This is a genomic window from Streptomyces sp. CNP082 (genome assembly GCF_059570535.1).
Window position 1 is genome coordinate 1 of the sequence record NZ_JCANSZ010000084.1, and the last position, 19,497, is coordinate 19,497.

The following is a 19,497-nucleotide window of genomic DNA, read 5'->3' on the forward strand; positions in this document are numbered from 1 at the left end:
GTCGAGGGCACCATCTCCCAGGGCGTCCAAGCCTTCGGCCTGCGCAGATCCCGCTACCGCGGCCTCGCCAAGACCCGGCTCCAGCACCACTTCACCGGCGCCGCCATCAACCTCGCCCGCATCGACGCCTGGCTCACCGGCAGGCCCCTCGCCCGCACCCGCGTCTCACCCTTCGCAGCACTCCGCCCCGCTGGATGAGATCCAGCGGGGCGGATTAACCAACAGCGTCCGCCTACGGACGGGGCCCTTCCCCGCCTGCCCCGCCATCGCCGTCGGAGCCGGCGCCGGTGTCGATGCGGTAGCCGACGCCGGGCACCGTGGCGATCAGCCAGGGCCGGCCGAGCCGCTTGCGGAGCGCCGAGACGGTGATGCGTACGGCGTTGGTGAAGGGGTCGGCGTTGGCGTCCCAGGCCCGTTCCAGCAGCTCCTCCGCGCTGATCACCCCGCCGTCTGCGGCGACGAGGACGTCGAGCACGGCGAACTGCTTGCGGGTCAGCGCGACGTACCGGCCGTCCCGGTAGACCTCGCGGCGGAACGGGTCGAGCCGCAGCCCCGCGATCTCCCGCACGGGCGGGCGGACGTGGACGCGCCGGCGGTCGAGCGCGCGCAGCCGCAGCACCAGCTCGCGGATGTCGAAGGGCTTGGTGAGGTAGTCGTCGGCGCCGAGCCCGAAGCCGCTGGCCTTGTCGTCGAGCCGGTCGGCCGCGGTGAGCATGAGGATCGGCATGCCGCTGCCGGAGTCGACGATACGCCGGGCGATCTCGTCCCCTGAGGGCCCGGGGATGTCGCGGTCGAGGACGGCGATGTCGTACGAGTTCACGCCCAGCAGTTCCAGGGCGGTGTCTCCGTCACCCGCGATATCGCCCGCGATCGCCTCCAGGCGGAGGCCGGCGCGGATGGCCTCCGCCATAAAGGGCTCGTCCTCGACTATCAGCACGCGCATGCGCAGATCTTACGAGCGGACGTATATCGCCGGCATATGGAAAACCGCATACGGGCCGGCAACGCCCCGCCGCGTTGAGTGGCGGAATGACTCGTACCCGACGACCGGCGCGACGAGCCGCCCGCCTCATCCGGGCACTTCTGGGCGCCGTTCTGATCACCCTCATCGCGGTGGTCATCGCACCCCTTGGCTACCGGTCGATGCAGACCCCGTCCAGCTCCGGCGCCTCGGCCACCACGGCGGCCCCGGCTTCCCCGGACACCGCGGTTTCCCCGCCCTCCTCGGCTTCCCCGCCCTCCTCGGCTTCCCCGGATTCCTCGGCTTCCCGGGACCCCGGCGAAGCCGACGGCGTCGTCCCCGGCGGGACGACGGTTTTCGACCACGAGATTCCGGCCGTCGCCGAACTCGACGCCGGTTTACTGCAGGCCCTGCGCGAGGCGGCGACGGACGCCGCTGCCTACGGAGTCGTTTTCCAGGTCAATAGCGGCTGGCGTTCTCCCGCGTACCAGGAGCAGCTTCTGCACGAGGCGATCGGGAAATACGGCTCGGAAGAAGAGGCCGCCCGCTGGGTGGCCACCCCGCGGACGTCCCCGCACGTGTCCGGTGACGCGGTCGACATCGGCGAAGCCGACGCGCAGACGTGGCTCTTCACCCACGGCGCCGCGTACGGCCTGTGTCCGGTCTACCGGAACGAGCCCTGGCATTACGAGTTGCGCCCCGAGGCGGCCGGCGGCAGGTGCCCGCCCATGTACGCCGACCCGACCCAGGACCCGAGGATGCAGAGTTGAGCGAGCAGACGGCGACGCAGTCGCAGGACGACACGACGGAGACCACCCCGGTCGGCGACGGCCGCCGGGCAGCCGGCCCCCGCGCCCCGCTCGCGGGCCTGCGCCGGGCGGCCAGCGCCCTCGCCCGCCCCGCGCCCTGGCGGCGCGGCGCGGTGCTCGCGGCGTTGGCGCTGCTGCTCGGCCTGCTCCTGGCGCTGCACGCGAGGATCCCGGGCGGGGCATGGAACCTCGGCAGCCTGGTGGAGACCTTCCTGCCGTGGTTCGGCCTGTTCACCGTCCCGCTGCTCGCCGCCGCGCTGTGGCGCCGCTCGGTCTCCGCGGTGGTCGCGCTGGTGCTGCCGGTCACGGTGTGGCTGAGCCTGTTCGGCGGGCTGCTCACCGACAAGTCCCGGCCGGGCAGCGACCTCACGGTGGCCAGCCACAACGTCGGCGCCGCCAACCCCGACCCGGCGGGCACCGCCCGCGACCTCGCCGTCTCCGGCGCGGACCTGCTGGCGCTGCAGGAGATCACCGGGACGGTGCTGCCGCGGTACGAGGCGGAGTTGGCACAGACGTACCCGTACCACACCACGAGGGGCACGGTCGGGCTGTGGAGCAAGCTGCCGCTGTCGGACACCCGGTCCGTCGGCGTCGCGATGTACCCGACCCGCGCGCTGCGCACCACGGTGGCCACCGAGCGGGGCCCGCTGGCGGTGTACGTGGCCCACCTGGGGTCCGTGCGCGTCAACCCCCGCGCGGGCCTGTCGACCGGCCAGCGCGACGACGGGGCGCAGCGGCTCGCCGCCGCCGTCGCCGCCGAGCCGCACGAGCGCGTGGTGGTGCTCGGCGACCTCAACGGCACGGTCGACGACCGCGCGTTCGACGGCCTCACCGACCAGGTGCGCCCGGTCCAGGAGGAGGCGGGGAACGGCTTCGGCTTCAGTTGGCCGGCGGACTTCCCGGTGGCGCGGATCGACCACGTCCTGGTACGCGGCGTGGAGCCACGGAGTGCGTGGGTGCTGCCGGCCACGGGCAGCGACCACCTGCCGGTGGCGGCGGGCATCGCCTGGTGAGCACGGGTGAGCACGGGGTGCGGGGCACCGGGCGCCGGATAAGCCGGTTTCGCGGGATCTGACAGGAAAATGGCACGGCGCGTGCGGACATATTGACGTGCACCTGCGCCGTTGCCAGACTCCGCGGCCGAGTTCTCCTCGGCGGCCCCCACAGGGGGAGCAGCCCCGTCGGCCGGCCACCGATGCCCACGCAGCACACCCGATGCGCTGAGGAGTGTTCCCACATGCGGTCAACCACCACGCGCAGACAGGCAGTCACCGGCCTCCTCGGCACCGCGGCGGCGCTCGGCGCCGGCACGGCCGCCGCCGGCCCCGCCGCGGCCCGCTCCGGCGGCCCGGCGGGCTCCGGCTCGTACGCCCGGGGGCTGGCCCGGGCGCTGGCCCGCCGGATGACCCTGGAGGAGCAGGTCGGCCAGCTCTTCGTCGTCGAGGTCGCCGGCCAGGACGCGGACGACGTGACCGGCACGGCCGCCGCCGTCAACGAGCAGCGCTACGGCGTCCGCACGCCCGCCGACGTCGTACGCAAGTACCGCCCCGGCGCCGTCATCTACTTCAGCGCCCGCAACGACGACAACCTCCGCTCCCCCCGCCAGATCGCCCGGCTCTCCAACGGCCTCCAGCGCGCCTCACTCGCGCACCGCCGCGGCGTCCCGCTGATCATCTCCACCGACCAGGAGAGCGGCCTGGTCTACCGGCTGCCGACCCCGCCGGCCACCGAGCTGCCCGGCAGCATGGCGCTGGGCGCCACCTACGCCACCGCCGACGCCCACCGCGCCGCCGAGATCACCGGCCGCGAGCTGGCCGCGCTGGGCATCAACCAGAACTACGCGCCCGTCGCCGACGTCAACGTCAACCCCGACAACCCCGTCATCGGCCTGCGCTCCTACGGCGCAGACCCGCAGCAGGTCGCGCGCATGGTCGCGGCTGCCGTACGCGGGCACCGCCGCGGCGGCGTCGCCTCGGCCGCCAAGCACTTCCCCGGCCACGGCGACACCGGCCAGGACAGCCACTTCCTGCTGCCGCGCATCGACCACACGCTGGCTGAGCTCCACGAGCTGGACCTGCCGCCGTTCCGGGCCGCGATCGCCGCTGGCCTGGACACGGTGATGACCGGGCACATCCTCGTCCCCGCGCTTGACGACGGCGTGCCCGCCACCATGTCGCACCGCATCCTGACCAGGCTGCTCCGCGAGGAGCTGGGCTTCGAAGGACTGATCGTCACGGACGCGCTGGACATGGGCGGCGCCACGTCCCAGTACCCGCCGGACCGGGCGGCGGTCGAGGCGTTCAAGGCGGGCGCGGACATGCTGGTGCTGCCGCCGCGGATGGACGTCGCGTACGCGGCGGTGCTCGCGGCCGTACGGGGCGGCGAGATCGGCGCGCGGCGGCTGGAGAAGTCGGTGGTGCGCATCCTGGCGCGCAAGATCGACGAGGGGCTGTTCGCCGGCCCGTTCGTCGACGAGGCCGGGGCGGAGCGGGTCGTCGGGGATGCCGCGCACGTCGCGGACGCGCGGGCGGTCACCGGGCGGGCGGTGACGCTGGTGAAGAACGACGCCGGGCTGCTGCCGCTGGCCGCCGAGGCGCGGCGGGTGCTGGTCGCCGGGTGGCAGACGACATCGGCGCCGGCGCTGGACCGGCTGGCGCAGGCGGTCGGGGCCCGGAGCGGGCAGAGCGCGACGGTGCTGGCGACGGGCGGCACGCCGGCACAGGCGGTGATCGACGCGGCGGTGGCCGCGGCGCGTGAGCACGACCTGGTGCTGGTCGCCGCCCACGCGGCGGCCGGCGGGGAGCCGGTGGCGGAGCGGGGCGCGGCGCAGGCGGCGCTGGTACGGGCGCTGCTCGCGGCGGGGACGCCGGTCGTGGTGGTGGCGGTGCGGAATCCGTACGACGTGCGGCGGTTCCCGGAGGTGCCGGCGTATCTGTGCACGTACGGCACGGGGGCGGGGGTGCTGACGCGCGTGGTCGACGCGCTCTACGGCGACCTGCGGCCGACGGGGCGGCTGCCGGTGGCGATCCCGGAGCCGGGGGCGGCGGGCGCGGACCTGTACCCGCTGGGGCACGGGCTCACGTACTGAGGCACCCGGCTCCGTACGAAGGTGCCGCGGCCGTCCCCGTACTCCCGCGGCACCCCCGTGCACACGCGTGTCCCGTACGCCCGCGGGGCCGAGTCCGCCCCGGCCCTTCAGCCGCCCGCCGCGCTGATCAGCAGCCGCCGCAGCTCGCGGGCCGCCCGCGGCGGCGACACGTCGCCCCGGTGCGCCACGGAGATCGTCCGGTGCAGCCCCGGCGCCGCGAACGCCGTCGTCCGCAGCCCCGAGCGCTCCGCGACCATGCTCGGCACCACCGCCACCCCCAGACCCGCCCGCACGAACCCCAGGACCGCGTCCATCTCCCCGCCCTCCACCCCGAACTCCGGCTCGAAGCCCGCCTCCCGGCACGCCGCGACCGTCAGCTCCCGCAGGTCGTACCCGTGCCGGAACATCGCCAGCGGGCGCCCCCGCAGCTCCCCGATCCGGATCCCCCGGCCGGCGCCGGCGGCCCCCGTGACCGGCGGCGCGTCCGGCGACGAGACGACGACCAGCTCCTCGCGCAGCAGCTCCGTCGTCGTCAGCGCCGGTGCCTGCCCGGCCAGCGGCGTGATGACCAGCGCGAGGTCCAGTTCGCCGGCCGCGAGGGTGCGTACGAGGTCCTGCGAGCCGTCCTCGTGGACGTGCAGCTCGATGCCCGGGTAGCGGGCGTGGAACGCGCGCAGCGCGTCCGGCACCAGGCTCGCGCACAGGCTCGGCGTGGCCCCCAGCCGCACCCGCCCGCGCCTCAGGTGCACGACTTCCTGGACCTCCCGCCGCGCCGTCTCTGTGTCGGCGAGGATCCGCCGCGCCAGCGGCAGCAGGGCCTCGCCGGCGTCGGTGAGCGTGATGTGCCCGCGCGCCCGGTGGAACAGCTCGGCGCCCAGCTCCCGTTCCAGCGCCCGTACGGACTGCGACAGCGACGGCTGCGCCACGTGCTCGCGCTCGGCGGCGCGGGTGAAGTGGCGGGTCTCGGCGACGGCGGCGAAGTAGCGAAGCTGCTGCAGGTGCATGGATCCAGCGTAGGCGGCGATAGGCATCGCCTATCGAATGCAGCGAATTCATGTCTTGGACGGATGCCTTACCCCCTCTTTACCGTCACAGGCATGGCCCTGACCACGAAGCCGGCGTCGAACCGCGCCGCCGGCAAGCCCGCCCCGGAACCGTCCCGGCCCCGGACCAGCCGGCCGTCGCTCCTCGCGCTGCTGTGGCGCTCCACCGTCGGCAAGAAGACGGTGCTGGCCGTCACCGGCCTGATCATGCTCAGCTACCTCGTGGCGCACCTGGTCGGCAACCTCAAGATCTTCTTCGGCGCCGAGGAGTTCAACGACTACGGCCACTGGCTGCGCACCCTCGGCGGCCCGGTCCTGCACTACGAGTGGGGCCTGTGGATCATCCGCATCGTGCTGGTCGCCGCCGTCGTGCTGCACGGCGTGACCGCGTACCAGCTCAGCCGCCGCGACATCGCCGCGCGCCCGGTCGGGTACGTCCACAAGCGCCACCGCACCAGCTACGCCACCCGCACCATGCGCTGGGGCGGGGTGATCCTCGGCCTCTTCGTCGTCTGGCACATCCTCGACCTGACGACGCTGACCGTGAACGAGAACGCCCAGACCGGCCACCCGTACGAGAACACCGTCGCCACCTTCTCCACCTGGTACGGCAACGTCATCTACATCACCGCGATGGCCGCCCTCGGTCTGCACCTCAGGCACGGATTCTGGAGCGCCGTGCAGACCCTCGGCGCCGCGACCCCGGCCCGCGCGCGGGCCCTCAAAGCCGTCACCGACACCTCTGCACTGGTGCTGACCTGCGGCTTCATCTCCCTCCCCGTGGCCGTCATGACGGGAGTCGTGAACTGAGGATGTCACCGGCATACACGCACTACACCGAGGGCGAGCCCGTCGCCGACGCCGCCGCCCCGCCCGGCGACATCGCCGAGCGCTGGGACCGCCGCCGCTTCACCGCCCGGCTGGTCAACCCCGCCAACCGGCGCCGCTACTCCGTCATCGTCGTCGGTACGGGCCTCGCCGGCGGCGCCGCCGGGGCCACCCTCGCGGAACAGGGCTACCACGTCGTCCAGTTCTGCTACCAGGACTCCCCGCGCCGCGCCCACTCCATCGCCGCACAGGGCGGCATCAACGCCGCCAAGAACTACCGCAACGACGGCGACTCCGTACACCGCCTCTTCTACGACACGGTCAAGGGCGGCGACTTCCGCGCCCGCGAGTCCAACGTGCGCCGTCTCGCGCAGGTCTCGGTCGAGATCATCGACCAGTGCGTCGCGCAGGGCGTGCCCTTCGCCCGCGAGTACGGCGGCCTGCTCGACACCCGCTCCTTCGGCGGCGTCCAGGTCTCGCGCACCTTCTACGCCCGCGGGCAGACCGGCCAGCAGCTCCTGCTCGGCGCGTACCAGGCGCTGTCCCGGCAGATCGAGGCGGGCAACGTCGAGATGCACCCGCGCACCGAGATGCTCGACCTGATCGTCATCGACGGCCGCGCCCGCGGCATCGTCGCCCGCGACCTGGTCACCGGCCGGATCGAGACCTACCTCGCCGACGCCGTCGTGCTGGCCACCGGCGGCTACGGCAACGTCTTCTACCTCTCCACCAACGCCAAGAACTCCAACGCCACCGCCGTCTGGCGGGCCCACCGCCGCGGCGCGTACTTCGCCAACCCCTGCTTCACCCAGATCCACCCCACCTGCATCCCGCGCTCCGGCGACCACCAGTCGAAGCTCACGCTGATGAGCGAGTCGCTGCGCAACGACGGCCGCATCTGGGTACCCAAGGCGCACGGCGACACCCGCCCGCCGAACGCCATCCCCGAGGACGAGCGCGACTACTACCTGGAGCGCCTCTACCCCTCCTTCGGCAACCTCGTCCCCCGCGACATCGCCTCGCGCGCCGCGAAGAACGTCTGCGACGAGGGCCGCGGCGTCGGCCCCGGCGGGCAGGGCGTCTACCTCGACTTCGCCGACGCCATCCGGCGGCTGGGGCGCGCGGCGGTCGAGGAGCGGTACGGCAACCTCTTCGAGATGTACGAGCGGATCACCGCGGAGGATCCGTACCAGGTGCCCATGCGCATCTACCCGGCCATCCACTACACGATGGGCGGCCTGTGGGTCGACTACGACCTCCAGACCACCGTCCCCGGCCTCTTCGCCATCGGCGAGGCGAACTTCTCCGACCACGGCGCGAACCGCCTCGGCGCCTCCGCGCTCATGCAGGGCCTGGCCGACGGCTACTTCATCCTCCCCGCCACCATCGGCGACTTCCTCGCCCGCCACCGCCCCGAAGAGGTCTCCCCCGGCCACCCGGCGGTAGCCGAGGCGGTAGCGGACACGGAGGACCGCCTTCAACTACTGCTCTCCATCGACGGCGACCGCACCCCCGACTCCTTCCACCGCGAGCTGGGCGAGCTGCTGTGGGACGAGTGCGGCATGGCCCGTACGGAGCCGGGGCTGCGCAAGGCGCTGGCGCGGATCCCGGCGCTGCGCGAGGAGTTCTGGCGCCGGATCAAGGTGCCGGGCAGCGGCGCGGAGCTGAACCAGTCGCTGGAGAAGGCCAACCGCATCGCGGACTACCTGGAGCTGGCCGAGCTGATGTGCCTGGACGCGCTGCACCGGAGCGAGTCCTGCGGCGGCCACTTCCGCGAGGAGAGCCAGACCCCGGACGGCGAGGCGGCCCGCGACGACGAGCACTTCTCGTACGCGGCGGCCTGGGAGTTCACCGGCACCGGCAGTGCCCCGGTCCTCCACCGCGAGGACCTGGAGTTCGACTACGTCATCCCCACCCAGCGGAGTTACCAGTGAAGTTGACCCTGCGGGTCTGGCGCCAGCCGGGCCCCGACGCCCCCGGCGAGATGGTCTCGTACGAGGTCGCGGACGTCACGCCGGAGATGTCGTTCCTGGAGGTGCTGGACACCCTCAACGAACGGCTGATCCTCGCCGGCGACGAACCCGTCGCCTTCGACCACGACTGCCGCGAGGGCATCTGCGGCGCGTGCGGCGTCGTCATCAACGGCCAGGCGCACGGCCCGGAGCGTACGACGGCGTGCCAGTTGCACATGCGCTCGTTCGCGGACGGCGACGTCATCGACGTCGAGCCGTGGCGCGCCGCGGCGTTCCCGGTGGTGAAGGACCTGGTCGTCGACCGCTCGTCCTTCGACCGCATCATCGGCGCCGGCGGCTACATCACCGCCCCCACCGGCAGCGCCCCCGACGCCCACGCCACCCCGGTCCCCAAACCGTCGGCGGAGACCGCCTTCGAACACGCGGAGTGCATCGGCTGCGGCGCCTGCGTGGCGGCCTGCCCCAACGGCTCGGCGATGCTCTTCACGGCGGCGAAGGTCGTACACCTGAGCACCCTGCCGCAGGGCGCGCCGGAGCGCGAGTCGCGGGTGCTGGACATGGTCGGCCGGATGGACGACGAGGGTTTCGGCGGCTGCACGAACACCGGCGAATGCGCGGTGGCCTGCCCGAAGGGCATCCCGCTGCAGGCGATCTCGGCACTGAACCGCGAGTTCCTGCGGGCGGCCCGGAAGTCGGCGTAGCGCCGTTGCCGGGACCCCTCACCGCTTCGGACGAAGCGAGGGCGGGCATGAACTTGTCAGCCCGCACAACGGACCGCATGGCCTCCGTGCGTCCCCGATAGCATCGCCGGCACACGAGAGGGGTCCCTGGTGATCGAACTGGCCGGACGCCGGGGAAGAAGCTGAAAGATGACCGTCTGCACCCGTCGTCACGATGGCTCGCGGGGACTGCTAGCCGTACCCTGTTTGCACGGTGCGCGGACTAACGCGAGAGCAACTGGGGGCACAGGCGTGGAGGGACGCAGTCCTGCACGGGTTCGCAACGAGTTATTGGCCTCCGTGGTCGACGTGCTCCAGGAGGCGGAGACGCTCCGGCGTCCTGCCAGCATGGAGATGGTGACCCAGGCCGTTGCCGCCGAACTGCAGACACCTGTGGAACCACCCCGCCAGGACCAGCCGTTGCGCGTCTGGCTGTTACGTCTGGTCGGGATCTGCGCGGATGTGGACGAAGGGTTACAGGGCCTGGCGCGCTGCCTCGGCTACGTAGAGCAGCAGTCCGTGCTCATGGACGACCTGTCGCGGCTGCTGGACGAGTGGGAGGCCGCGGTCTTCTTTCGCTTCAACGACCTGCATCCGCTGCGGTCCGTGCTGCAGAAGCTCCCGTCCGACGCCCTCCTCACCCTGGCCCGGCGGGCCAGCCACTCCCGTACACAGGAGCTGGAGGCGTGGTGCAAGACCGGTTGGGACGTGTTCCTGCGTCTGGCCGGCGACAACACCACCGAGGACGAGCTTCCGCCGTGCCTGGCGTATCTGGACCTCGCCGCAGACCTGTTGGTGGAGGAAGGGCGCCACGGGGAGGCGGAAGAACTGCGCCGCTGGACGCGCCGGCAGACGCAGGCCAGGGGACTGCTCGACGCGCAGGCGGACTGGGTCGCCACCAAGCAGCGCACCCGTACGTCACAGCCCGCCGAACCCTCCCTGCACCCGGCCTACCTGCTCATACAGTGCGAGCCGGACGGCGTGGACCCCGACCGCTACTACCTGTCCCACTGGCGTCAGGCCGACGCCGACGGCTGGCACCCCGTCCCAGGCGAGACGCTGAACGTGCGCCGCGACGACCTTGAGGTCGAGGTGGAGCGGCTCGTCGAACAGGCCGAAGCGCGCTGGGCGGACCTCCGGCAGCCGGTGGTCATTGAGTTCATCCTTCCGTGGGAACTCCTGCGGGAGCCCGTGGAGTGGTGGAACAAGGAGTCCGACGCGCGCCAGCCCACCCCCCTGGTCATGTACTACACGGTGGTGCTGCGGTCCCTCGACCGGCTGCGCAAGCCGTGGTACCGGCCGTGGAACAACCGCTGGCGCCACCTGCGGGACAAGCCGGCCGAGAGCCGGTCGCACTGGAGCAAGCCCGGCCAGTCGGCATTCCACCTCGAACGGGAGCTCCAAGAGGACGACCAGATCGTCTGCCTCGTCCTGAACGAGGTTCCCGGCAGCGACTCCGAGTCTGCCCAGGACGAGTTCACCGCCGCCCTGCGGGCGGGCATCCCGGCGATGCTGTGGCAGCGCGGCGCATCCGACCCCGCCTTCCGGGAAGCGGCAGCCGACATACTCCAGGAACGCAGCCTCGCCGGCCTCCTGGAGCGCACCCGCGTCTGGCGCAGACAGGCGCTCTCGCTCGGCCGGGAGAGCTGGGACGGCCATGTCGGGCGCCACCTGGCCGTGCTGCTGGACGACCCGGAACGCATACCCGGACCTTCGAGCCGTCCCGACGGGCGGCCCCGACTTGAGGCGGTGAGGCATGAGGGCAGGCAAGGAGAGATCACTCGGTGAGGTGGAGTACGCCGGCAGAGCTGCGCCACCGTCCCGACGAGGGACGACCCTGTGTCGAGGCCCCGCGACGAAGGTGCCGTGAGAGCTGTGCTGCCCATGTCCGATGACGACGCGCAGAGCGAGCAGTCCGGGCCGGCGGCGGATCCGACGGGGCCGACCGGGCCGAGCGCCCCGGGGGCGGGCGGACCGGAACTGAGGCGGCTGTGGGACAGCTGGCCCGCCGGGAACGCCGGTGAACCGACCCGGGTGGTGCTGGCCGTCGACGCCCACGTGACGGTGCAGGTGTGGGGCCGGCCGCTGGCCGATCTGCGGCAGGCGCTGACGGACAGCTTCTCCGAGGTACGGGTCCTGCGCCTGCTCCGTACCGACGAGACGGCGCCCGCCCGGGTGCACACCGACGTCCCGCTCGACGGGGCGGCGGGGGCGCGGACCGTGGTCCTGGTCGCCACCGACGGCCTGGCCGCCGGCTGGCACCTGGGCGTGGTGCAGGAGCTGCTGCGGGAGTGGGGCCGGAACCTGCCGGTCGCCGTGGTCGAGTTGCTCCCTCCCCATCTGTGGTATCGCACCGGCCTCACCGTCTCCCGCCTCCGGGTCCGGGCGGACCACGCCTGGGCCGCCAACAGCACCTGGGAGTGGCGCGAGCGGGACGTCCCCGCCGCCTTACCGGGTCAACCCGCCTACGACAACGCGGCCGATCCGGCCGTCATGCCCGTGCTCTCCCTCACCCACCACGGGGCCCGGGCCCTTTCGCACGTACTGTCCGGCGACGGGCGGCGCTGGATCGACCTGCCGGCCTTCCTCGCCCACCGCTGGAAGAACCGGCCCGACCTCGCCCGGCCGCTGCCCTGGCTGGCAGAACCCCCCGACGCGGAACAGCCGCAGCCCGCCGCGGACCGGGTCTTCGAGTTCCGCGCCGCCGCCTCGCCCACCGCATTCCGGCTGGCCACCCGGCTGGCCGCGGCACCGCTGAGCCTCCCGGTCATCCGCAGGGTGGTGGAGTCCACCTCCGGCGCGGGGCCGGTGCACGCCGCCGAGTTCTTCATGAGCGGCCTGGTACGCCCCACCGGCGTGCACGACGACGCCCCGGCGGCCCTCGCGTACGAGTTCACCCCCGGCACCCGCGGACAGCTACTGGCCCTGGGGCGGCGCAGCGCCACCGCCCGTACCCTGCACGACGTCCACGAGGTCCTGGCGTCGGATCCGGGCAGCGCCACACTGCTGCCGCCGCTGGCCACACCGCTGGACGAGACGACGGCCCCGGCCGTCACCGAGCGAAGTGCCGCGTTCCTTCAGGTGGAGCTGGCCACCCTGTCTGCTATGTCCGGTTCATTCCATCAGCGCGCCGCAACTCTGCGGAATGCCCTGAAATGGCACGATCAGCGGAAAGCAGCTCGTTCCCCCGAGGCTCCGCCCACAGCATCACCCACACCCGCAGCAGGCGAAGGAGCACCGCCCATGTCGACCACGTCCCAGCGCACCCTGGAGGGAGAGCGCGCCGGACGGCCGCGCATCTGGGGAAACCTGCCGCCGCGGAACCAGAACTTCACCGGCCGGGACGAGCTGCTGGCCCTGCTCGAACAGCGGCTGCAGGAGGGGACGACGACGGTCCTGCCCGAGGCCATCCACGGGATGGGCGGAGTAGGGAAGACACAGCTTGCGATCGAGTACGCCTACCGCCACCAGAACACTTACGACATCGTGTGGTGGATCCCCTCCGAGCGGGCGGGCCAGATCGGCCAGTCCCTGGTAGAACTCGCCAACCGCCTGGGCCTGGAGACCACCTCCGAGGTCAACGTCGCCGCTCCCGTTGTCCGGGAGGCGCTGCGCGAGGGGAAGCCGTACTCCCGCTGGCTGCTGATCTTCGACAACGCGGACAGTCCCGAGCAGGTACGCCCCTACTTCCCCACCGGCGGCACCGGGACCATCCTGGTCACCTCCCGCAACCGGCGGTGGAGCCTGGTGGGCGGCTCCCTCGACGTGGACGTCTTCACCCGCGAGGAGAGCAAGAAGCTGCTCAGCAGGTCGGGGCCGGAGCTGGCGGACGAGGAGGCCGACGCGCTGGCCGCGGCGCTGGGCGACCTGCCGCTGGCCCTGGTGCAGGCCGCCGCCTGGCGCACCGAGACCGGCATGCCGACCTCCGAGTACCTGCGGCTGTTCGAGGACAAGAAGAACGAACTCCTGGAAACCGCCCCGCCGCCGGACTACCAGCTTCCGGTCGCCGCCGCCTGGAACGTCTCCCTCGACCATCTGGAGCAGCGCAGCCCGACGGCTCTCCGGCTGCTGGAGCTGTGCTCCTACTTCGCCCCCGACCCGATCTCCCGCTCGGTCCTCAAGGGGCCGGGCCCGCAGAGCATCTACCCCGAGCTGGATTCCGCCCTCAACGATCCGATGAAGCTCGCCCGCGCCATACGGGAGATCAACCGCTACTCACTCGCCCGCATCGACCACCGCACGAACTCCATCGAGATGCACCGACTCGTGCAACTCGTACTGGTGAACCGCATGAGTCCGGAGGAGCAGAACCGCATGCGCCAAGGCGCTCACTCCTTGATGGCCACCGCAGACCCCAAGGAACCGAACGACCCGTCGAACTGGCCAAGGTACGCGGAGCTGTACACGCATGTCATCGCCTCCGACGCCGTCCGGTCCGATCAGCCATGGGTACGCCAGCTAGTGCTGAACGTCGCCCGGTACCTCTACCACTGGGGCGACCACGACGCCGGGGTCGGTTTCTCCGAGGAGGCGTGGAACGCCTGGACGGAGTTGTTCCCGGCGGAGGACTCGATGTCCCTGCTGATGGGCCACCACCTGGGCTTCATGTACTGGGCCGTCGGACGGTACAGCGACGCGGCCCGGCTGGTGGAACAACTCCGGCAGACCTACGACCGTACGCAGCCCGCAGACAGCGAGGATGCGCTCGCCGCCCTCCAGCTGGAAGCGGCCGTCCGGCGCGCGGAGGGACGCTTCGCGGAAGGCGCCGAGATCGACAAGACCGCCCACGAACGGGCCCTGCAGGCGTTCGGCGAGGAGGATCCCACCACGCTCAACGTCGCCCATAACTACGCCGTGAGCCTGCGCCTCATGGGCGCAATCCAGGGCGCGCTGGAACTGGACCGCCAGACCTGGCTGCTGCGGCAGCGGCTGTTCGGGCGCGACGATCCACGCAGTCTCGCGAGCGAGGTCTCCGTGGCTATCGACGTACGGGAGAGCGGCGACTACATCGGCGCCTTGCCGTTGCAGGAAACGGCCGAGGCGGCTAGGCGGGACATCCTCGGCAGCCGCAACCCTTTCACCCTCCGCGCGCTGCGTGAGCTGAGCATCACCACCCGGAAGGCGGGCGACCCCGCGCGTTCACTGGAGCTGGCCATCGAGGCCCACGAGGGCTTCACCCGCCGGTACGGCGACGACCACCCCCAGTCGCTGGCCGCCGCCCTGACCCTGTCCATCGCCCTGCGCCAGACCGGCGACCTGGACGCCGCCCGGGTCCGCGGCGCCAAGGCGTGCGAGGGCTACCGGCACGTGTACTCCGCGCAGCACCCGTACGCCCTGGCCGCCGATGTCGACCTCGCCCTCTCCGAACGGCTCCTCGGCCGCCCGGAGGAGGCCCGCCGTCTCGACGAGCACGCGATCCGCACCCTGACCGATGTCCTCGGGGACGATCACCCCCACACCCTGGTGGCCGCGGTGAACCTCGCCAGTGACATGGCGGCGCTCGGCGACCACGAGGAAGCAGTCCGCTGGGGGCGCCCGGCCCTGGGGCGCTGTCAGGAGGTCTTCGGCGCGGACCATCCCACCACCCTGGCCTGCGCCGGCAACCTCTCGCTGGACCTGGCGGCGAGCGGTGGCGTCGAAGAGGCAACCGCGCTGCGCCAGGACACCCTGGAACGGATCCGGCGGACGCTTGCGGCTCCCGAGCCGCTGGAGGGCGAGGCGCCCGCGACGCACCCGGCGATCGTGGCCTTCACCGCCGGGCTGCGGGCGAACTGCGACATCGACCCGGCACCGCTGTAAACCCGGGCCGGGGCGGGGGCGGGAGCCGCCCCCGCCCCGGCCTGGTCATCCGGCTCGGTCCGCCCGCCGCGGTCAGTCCACCGTGCCCCCGGCGCCCAGCCAGTCGGCGAGTTCGACGGGATCCGGGGATTCTCCCCCCGCCGCCCGGAGGGCGTCGTGCAGCGCCCGCGCCCGCTCGGGGAACCGCCGCAGGACCCGGGACGCGGCGCGGTGCGCCGGGTCCTCGGCCAGGGCCCGGCCCAGCACCGCCCAGGTACCGACGGGCGCGTGCTCGCTGCGCAGCCTGGCCCGCAGGGCATCCGCCGCCGCTGTCCGATCGCCCTGAGCCAGCAGCACGTCGGCGGCATCCGCCCCGCTCACGCCGTCGGCGGTGTCCGTCCAGTCCCCATCTGCCTTGCTGAGAGCGTGCCGGGCGAGGACGCCCGCCGCGTCGAGGAACGCCACCGCCGGGTCGGGCACCATCCCGGGCTCGGTGGCGAGCGTGGGCGGCGGCAGCGGGGCGCCCTGGCGCCAAGCGCGGGCCGACTCGGCCACGGCCCGCGCGGGCGGGCGCAGGTGATGCTCGCGCCAGCGGGCCAGGTGGTCGGACGCCGCCTCCTCGGCCAGCCGGGACACCTCCGCCGGCACGTCGTCGGCCGCCCACTGCTCGCAACGCTCGCCGAGCGCGGCGATCAGGCGGGATCCGAGCGGCGTGAGCCTCTCGTGGCCGCGTACGCGCGCCAGCGTGGCCCGTACCTCGTCGCGCCAGAAGACGTACTCGAAGTGGGCCACCTGTGCTTCCGCCGGGTCGACGGCGTGCCGGTGGGCGCGCCAGAAGCGCGCCACGCCGAAGAAGGCGTAGATGCCCTGCAGCAGGCCCTCCAGGGGACGTGGGTCGTCCCGCCAGGGGGCGTGGAACAGCTCGGGCTCTCCCCCGGGCCTGGCCGGCCGGAGCAAGGGGTACAGGTGGATCAGCGCGCCGAGCTTGATGTGCTGGAACTCGTGCACCAGCGTCGCGGCGAAGTCCGAACCGCCGTCCGGCAGGGAGGCGTTCATACCCCCGAAGGCGTCCCCCGCGGAACTGCTGTAGGGACGAAACCTCTCTGTCGGCCTCATCGGCGTGATGGAGAACAGTCCGCGGCGCATTCCCTCGGCCGCGGCCGGTTCGTCGCGCAGCAGGATGCGCCACGCCTCGCCGGCGTACGCCTCCCAGCGCGCCGCCTCGGCCTCCGACAGGACGCGCGGCGGGCTGGTACCGAGGTACGTGCGGTAGGGGTCGCACTCCTCCAGCGTCAGGACGAGTTCGCGCCCGGGCGGTCCCACCGTGATACGACGGGTGGGCAGCCACTCGGCGGTACGGCGCTCCCCGCCGGCCGCGACGACGGCCTCTCCCCGGTGGCCGGATAACTTCAGCTCGCCGCCTGCACGGCCCGTGACCTGCGCAGTGCTCCACGCCTCCGCCTCCGCCGGCAGCACAGCGCAGCCCAGAGTGGGCATGTGGACGTACCCGTGGCGCACCGGGACCGTGGCAGTGAAGCCGAGGCCCGCGCGGCCGGCCGCGGCCGCGGCCACGGCGGACAGGTGCCCGACGGTCACCCAGGTCGGAGCATCGTCCGGCGACTGGCCGCGCAGCCGGCGCAGCGCACTGGACAGCCAGATGCCCGTGCCAGGAGCCAACAGGACGTCATCGACCACCTCCGGCGCCCGGCGCTGCGCCGCCTCCAGCAGAGCCCACGCGTCGGCCGCAGCCTGTTCGCCGGTCTGGTCGAGCAACGCGCGCAGCAGCAGCTTCCGGCGGCTGAGCTCCGCTTTCACCAGCTCTCCGACGACCTCACGATCACCGTCGCCGCCAGCGAGGACGCCCAGGGAGGCCGCCGAGAGCCGGTGGAAGGCGGCGCGGTCCTTCGGTGCACTTTCCTCTTCGGGCACCAGGTCTCCCCATCTCGGCCGGTGGCGGTCCCCGTTATAGGCTCAGTCGATACGCTGGGCGTTGCCGTAGCCGCTCGCCATCACGGCCGGAGGACGGTCGATGTGATGCATCAGCCGCTCCAGAGACGCCGCGATGGCCGGCCCTTCCATGGCGCGCAGCGATTCGAGAGAGACCCCCGAGAGGTCCAGGACCGCGGACTCTACGTCAGGAATCTCCGACTCCATGGCTGCAAATCCCCTCCCGGTCGTTGGGTGGCATGTACGCGGCGTCGTTGCCTTAGCCAATGATGACCCAGCCGGGCAGGCGTCGAAACCCCGCGGGTCAGCCAGTCGCAAACAGGTCACCCGTGGCGTCGGGCCAGACCAGCGGCCTCCGCGGACGCCCGGGTCATTTCCGCGGACCCCTCCTCCCACACCCGTAACGCAACCAGGAACTGGTCGAGCGTGCCGGGATAGCGCAGGCAGGCGCGGAGAACGCCGTAAAGCTCGGCCCGCAACGTCGAGGCGCGCACACGGTTGCCGGTGATCCGCGGATCGACGTCGTCCAGCACCGTCTCCAGGCCACCGGGCCGACGCAGCGTGGGCAGCTCGGCCAACGCTGCGATGAGGTCCTTCAGGTCGCCCATGGTCAGATCGGGGGGCAGCGACGCGAGCGACGGCACCACCGCCCGGCCGTCGGGGCTGCCGTCCGGGGCCAGCTCCTCCCTCGGCGGCAGACCGGCGCAGGTGTGCAGGACAGCCAGTTCGGCGGCGGACAGCCTCTCGTACCAGCGCTCGACCCGGGTGGCGGCGAGCCGGCCGGGGCCGTCGGAGCGGTGATGGGCGGCAATCATGCCGACCACGGCGTCGTCCGCCCAGACGGCGGCGCCGGACATGCCCTGCCAGGGGGAGCGATCGGGCTCCACCGTGTCGCTGGGCGCTTGTACGGTGAGTTCAAGGGTGCCCTCGCGCCGGTTGGAGAGCACGGCGATGGTGCCGGACGCGTGAAAAGTGTCGCGGTACTGGCCGAGCGAGCCGTCGTTGAGGCGGCGGGCGGGGTCGGTGTCCTTGCGGAGCTTGAAACGGGGGAAGCCGACCGCGGTGAACGGCAGGACCACGTCCGCGTCGGGAACGGTGGCATACCGGGGCGGGGGGACGGCCGTGCCCTGCGGTGCGGCGAGTTCCAGCATCGCGAGGTCGGCGGCCTCGGAGCGGAGGCCGACCAGGGCCTCGGTGGTCCACTCGCCGGGTCGGTCGGCATTGAAGCGGACCCGCAGAGATGCCACGGGCGGTGCCACGACGTGTGCGGCGATCAGTACGAATCGGTCGCCGACGCGATACCCGGACCCGCGACGGCCGCGCGTACCGCGGCCTCCGGTTGCGCCAGGCGGACAGCCGACCAGGATCTCGGCCACCCTGGACATTTCCAGTCCTCCCGCGGCACGTTCCGGTCTTCTCATAACCTCCCCCTGTCACTCACACGAGGTACGTACCCGCCGCCGCATCCGCGGTACACCGGCGCCTTCGGTGACCACGTAGCGTGCCCCCAGAGGGCTCGGACACGTACCCCCCGGGGGGCTCGGTCCAGATGGCCGCCGGCCAGCTTTCGTCGCAGCGGCCGGCAGGTGCCAGAGGTACGTGGCCTGCTGAGCACGCCACCGTACGTACGGGACCCGGGTGACCGGTGGCGGTACCGGTCACCCGGTATTCACACCGATCCTCAGCCGGCGGTGCGGGCGAGGTCGTCCTCGGAGACGCTGTCCGAGGACGAACTTCCCCGGCCCGTGCCGAGCCGCAGCAGCAGCGAGGCCGCGGCAATGATCACACCGAACCAGACGACGCTCGTGACACCGACGTGGTCGACGAACAGGCCGCCGAACAGCGCTCCGAGCGCAATGCAGGTGTTGTACGCCATGGTGTTGAGCGACATGGCGGCCTCGAAGGTCTCGGGTGCGGCGGCGAGCGTCATGTTGACCTGGGACAACTGCACGGCGCCGAAGGAAAGCCCCCACAGGATCAGCGCGACGACCGCGCCCGGTTCCCCGTTTCCGACGGTGCGCAGCAGCAACAAGGCCGTCAGCAGTCCCCCGAGACCGATGACGAAGGTGCCTCGCAGGTCAATGCCACTCAGTTAGGCCACAGCGAGGATTTTGATATGCGGCTTGTCTTCGTGGCGAGTTGTGGTCTCGGTGCGGCGTTTCGCTCTGTAGGCATGGACATGTATGCGCTTGACGGCCCGCGGGCTGCTGCGGTTCCGTCGGCGAGGGTTGAGTCTTTCAAGGATTTCTGAGCGTGTTGCCTCAAGGGCGCTCGTCAGACGGCGAGGGGGAAAAACCCGCCTGGTTGGTAACCTGACGGCGGATGACGCGGAGAGACCGCATGAAGGATAG

Annotated in this window: 15 protein-coding genes; 9 read left to right on the forward strand and 6 right to left on the reverse strand. The window is 72.3% G+C overall.

Annotated elements, in window-relative coordinates:
• Positions 1-198: transposase (locus tag B124_RS34630; RefSeq protein ID WP_496507000.1), on the forward strand; the 198-nt coding region annotated here is incomplete at its 5' end.
• Between the two features lie 34 nt (positions 199-232).
• Here the strand turns inward: B124_RS34630 and B124_RS34635 are convergent.
• Positions 233-943: a response regulator transcription factor gene (locus tag B124_RS34635; protein WP_496507001.1), complete on the reverse strand. Its 711-nt coding sequence runs from the start codon at positions 941-943 to the stop codon at positions 233-235.
• Between the two features lie 86 nt (positions 944-1,029).
• Here B124_RS34635 and B124_RS34640 point away from each other — a divergent pair, with 86 nt between their 5' ends.
• The 3 genes from B124_RS34640 to B124_RS34650 all read left to right on the forward strand — a co-directional run bounded on the left by B124_RS34640 (position 1,030) and on the right by B124_RS34650 (position 4,858).
• On the forward strand, positions 1,030-1,731 hold the full coding sequence (locus tag B124_RS34640) for a M15 family metallopeptidase (RefSeq protein WP_496507002.1): 702 nt from the start codon (positions 1,030-1,032) through the stop codon (positions 1,729-1,731).
• A 98-nt stretch (positions 1,732-1,829) separates the two neighbouring features.
• Entirely contained in the window at positions 1,830-2,783 is a 954-nt protein-coding gene (locus B124_RS34645) for an endonuclease/exonuclease/phosphatase family protein (RefSeq protein WP_496507013.1), read from the forward strand.
• Positions 2,784-3,007: 224 nt separating this feature from the next.
• Positions 3,008-4,858 carry a glycoside hydrolase family 3 protein gene (locus B124_RS34650; RefSeq protein ID WP_496507003.1) on the forward strand — a complete coding sequence of 617 codons (1,851 nt, stop codon included), beginning with the start codon at positions 3,008-3,010 and terminating at the stop codon, positions 4,856-4,858.
• 107 nt (positions 4,859-4,965) lie between these two features.
• Here B124_RS34650 and B124_RS34655 read toward each other — a convergent pair whose 3' ends face one another.
• Positions 4,966-5,862: a LysR family transcriptional regulator gene (locus B124_RS34655; RefSeq protein ID WP_496507004.1), complete on the reverse strand. Its 897-nt coding sequence runs from the start codon at positions 5,860-5,862 to the stop codon at positions 4,966-4,968.
• A 93-nt stretch (positions 5,863-5,955) separates the two neighbouring features.
• Between B124_RS34655 and B124_RS34660 the strand changes: the two genes are divergently transcribed.
• The 5 genes from B124_RS34660 (at position 5,956) to fxsT (ending at position 15,220) form a co-directional block, all read left to right on the forward strand.
• The gene (locus tag B124_RS34660) at positions 5,956-6,711 is read left to right on the forward strand and encodes a succinate dehydrogenase (RefSeq protein ID WP_496507005.1); all 756 of its coding nucleotides are present in this window, start codon (positions 5,956-5,958) and stop codon (positions 6,709-6,711) included.
• Positions 6,712-6,713: 2 nt separating this feature from the next.
• Positions 6,714-8,663, forward strand: a complete 1,950-nt coding sequence (locus B124_RS34665; RefSeq protein WP_496507006.1) for a fumarate reductase/succinate dehydrogenase flavoprotein subunit — start codon at positions 6,714-6,716, stop codon at positions 8,661-8,663.
• Positions 8,660-9,403 (forward strand): succinate dehydrogenase/fumarate reductase iron-sulfur subunit, encoded by a 744-nt coding sequence (locus B124_RS34670; protein WP_496507007.1) that lies wholly within the window; start codon positions 8,660-8,662, stop codon positions 9,401-9,403. Before B124_RS34665 ends, B124_RS34670 begins: the two co-directional genes overlap by 4 nt.
• Before the next feature lie 318 nt (positions 9,404-9,721).
• Positions 9,722-11,209, forward strand: a complete 1,488-nt coding sequence (locus tag B124_RS34675; protein ID WP_496507008.1) for a VMAP-C domain-containing protein — start codon at positions 9,722-9,724, stop codon at positions 11,207-11,209.
• Positions 11,210-11,305: 96 nt separating this feature from the next.
• Positions 11,306-15,220, forward strand: coding sequence for an FxSxx-COOH system tetratricopeptide repeat protein (gene fxsT, locus B124_RS34680; protein WP_496507009.1), 3,915 nt, complete (start codon positions 11,306-11,308; stop codon positions 15,218-15,220).
• Between the two features lie 72 nt (positions 15,221-15,292).
• Here the strand turns inward: fxsT and B124_RS34685 are convergent, their stop codons facing one another.
• The 4 genes from B124_RS34685 to B124_RS34700 all read right to left on the reverse strand — a co-directional run bounded on the left by B124_RS34685 (position 15,293) and on the right by B124_RS34700 (position 19,238).
• On the reverse strand, positions 15,293-17,128 hold the full coding sequence (locus B124_RS34685) for an HEXXH motif domain-containing protein (RefSeq protein ID WP_496507010.1): 1,836 nt from the start codon (positions 17,126-17,128) through the stop codon (positions 15,293-15,295).
• Positions 17,129-17,170: 42 nt separating this feature from the next.
• The gene (locus B124_RS34690) at positions 17,171-17,353 is read right to left on the reverse strand and encodes an FxSxx-COOH-like cyclophane-containing RiPP peptide (RefSeq protein WP_496507011.1); all 183 of its coding nucleotides are present in this window, start codon (positions 17,351-17,353) and stop codon (positions 17,171-17,173) included.
• Positions 17,354-17,469: 116 nt separating this feature from the next.
• On the reverse strand, positions 17,470-18,567 hold the full coding sequence (locus B124_RS34695; protein WP_496507012.1) for an effector-associated domain 2-containing protein: 1,098 nt from the start codon (positions 18,565-18,567) through the stop codon (positions 17,470-17,472).
• 260 nt (positions 18,568-18,827) lie between these two features.
• On the reverse strand, positions 18,828-19,238 hold the full coding sequence (locus tag B124_RS34700) for an MFS transporter (protein WP_496507014.1): 411 nt from the start codon (positions 19,236-19,238) through the stop codon (positions 18,828-18,830).
• Positions 19,239-19,497: the final 259 nt, after the last annotated feature.

Coding starts and splice junctions, on each gene's coding strand:
- B124_RS34635 (WP_496507001.1), bottom strand. CDS start 943: ATGCGCGTGCTGATAGTCGAGGACGAGCCCTTTATGGCGGAGGCCATC.
- B124_RS34640 (WP_496507002.1), top strand. CDS start 1,030: ATGACTCGTACCCGACGACCGGCGCGACGAGCCGCCCGCCTCATCCGG.
- B124_RS34650 (WP_496507003.1), top strand. CDS start 3,008: ATGCGGTCAACCACCACGCGCAGACAGGCAGTCACCGGCCTCCTCGGC.
- B124_RS34655 (WP_496507004.1), bottom strand. CDS start 5,862: ATGCACCTGCAGCAGCTTCGCTACTTCGCCGCCGTCGCCGAGACCCGC.
- B124_RS34660 (WP_496507005.1), top strand. CDS start 5,956: ATGGCCCTGACCACGAAGCCGGCGTCGAACCGCGCCGCCGGCAAGCCC.
- B124_RS34665 (WP_496507006.1), top strand. CDS start 6,714: ATGTCACCGGCATACACGCACTACACCGAGGGCGAGCCCGTCGCCGAC.
- fxsT (WP_496507009.1), top strand. CDS start 11,306: ATGTCCGATGACGACGCGCAGAGCGAGCAGTCCGGGCCGGCGGCGGAT.
- B124_RS34690 (WP_496507011.1), bottom strand. CDS start 17,353: ATGGAGTCGGAGATTCCTGACGTAGAGTCCGCGGTCCTGGACCTCTCG.
- B124_RS34695 (WP_496507012.1), bottom strand. CDS start 18,567: ATGAGAAGACCGGAACGTGCCGCGGGAGGACTGGAAATGTCCAGGGTG.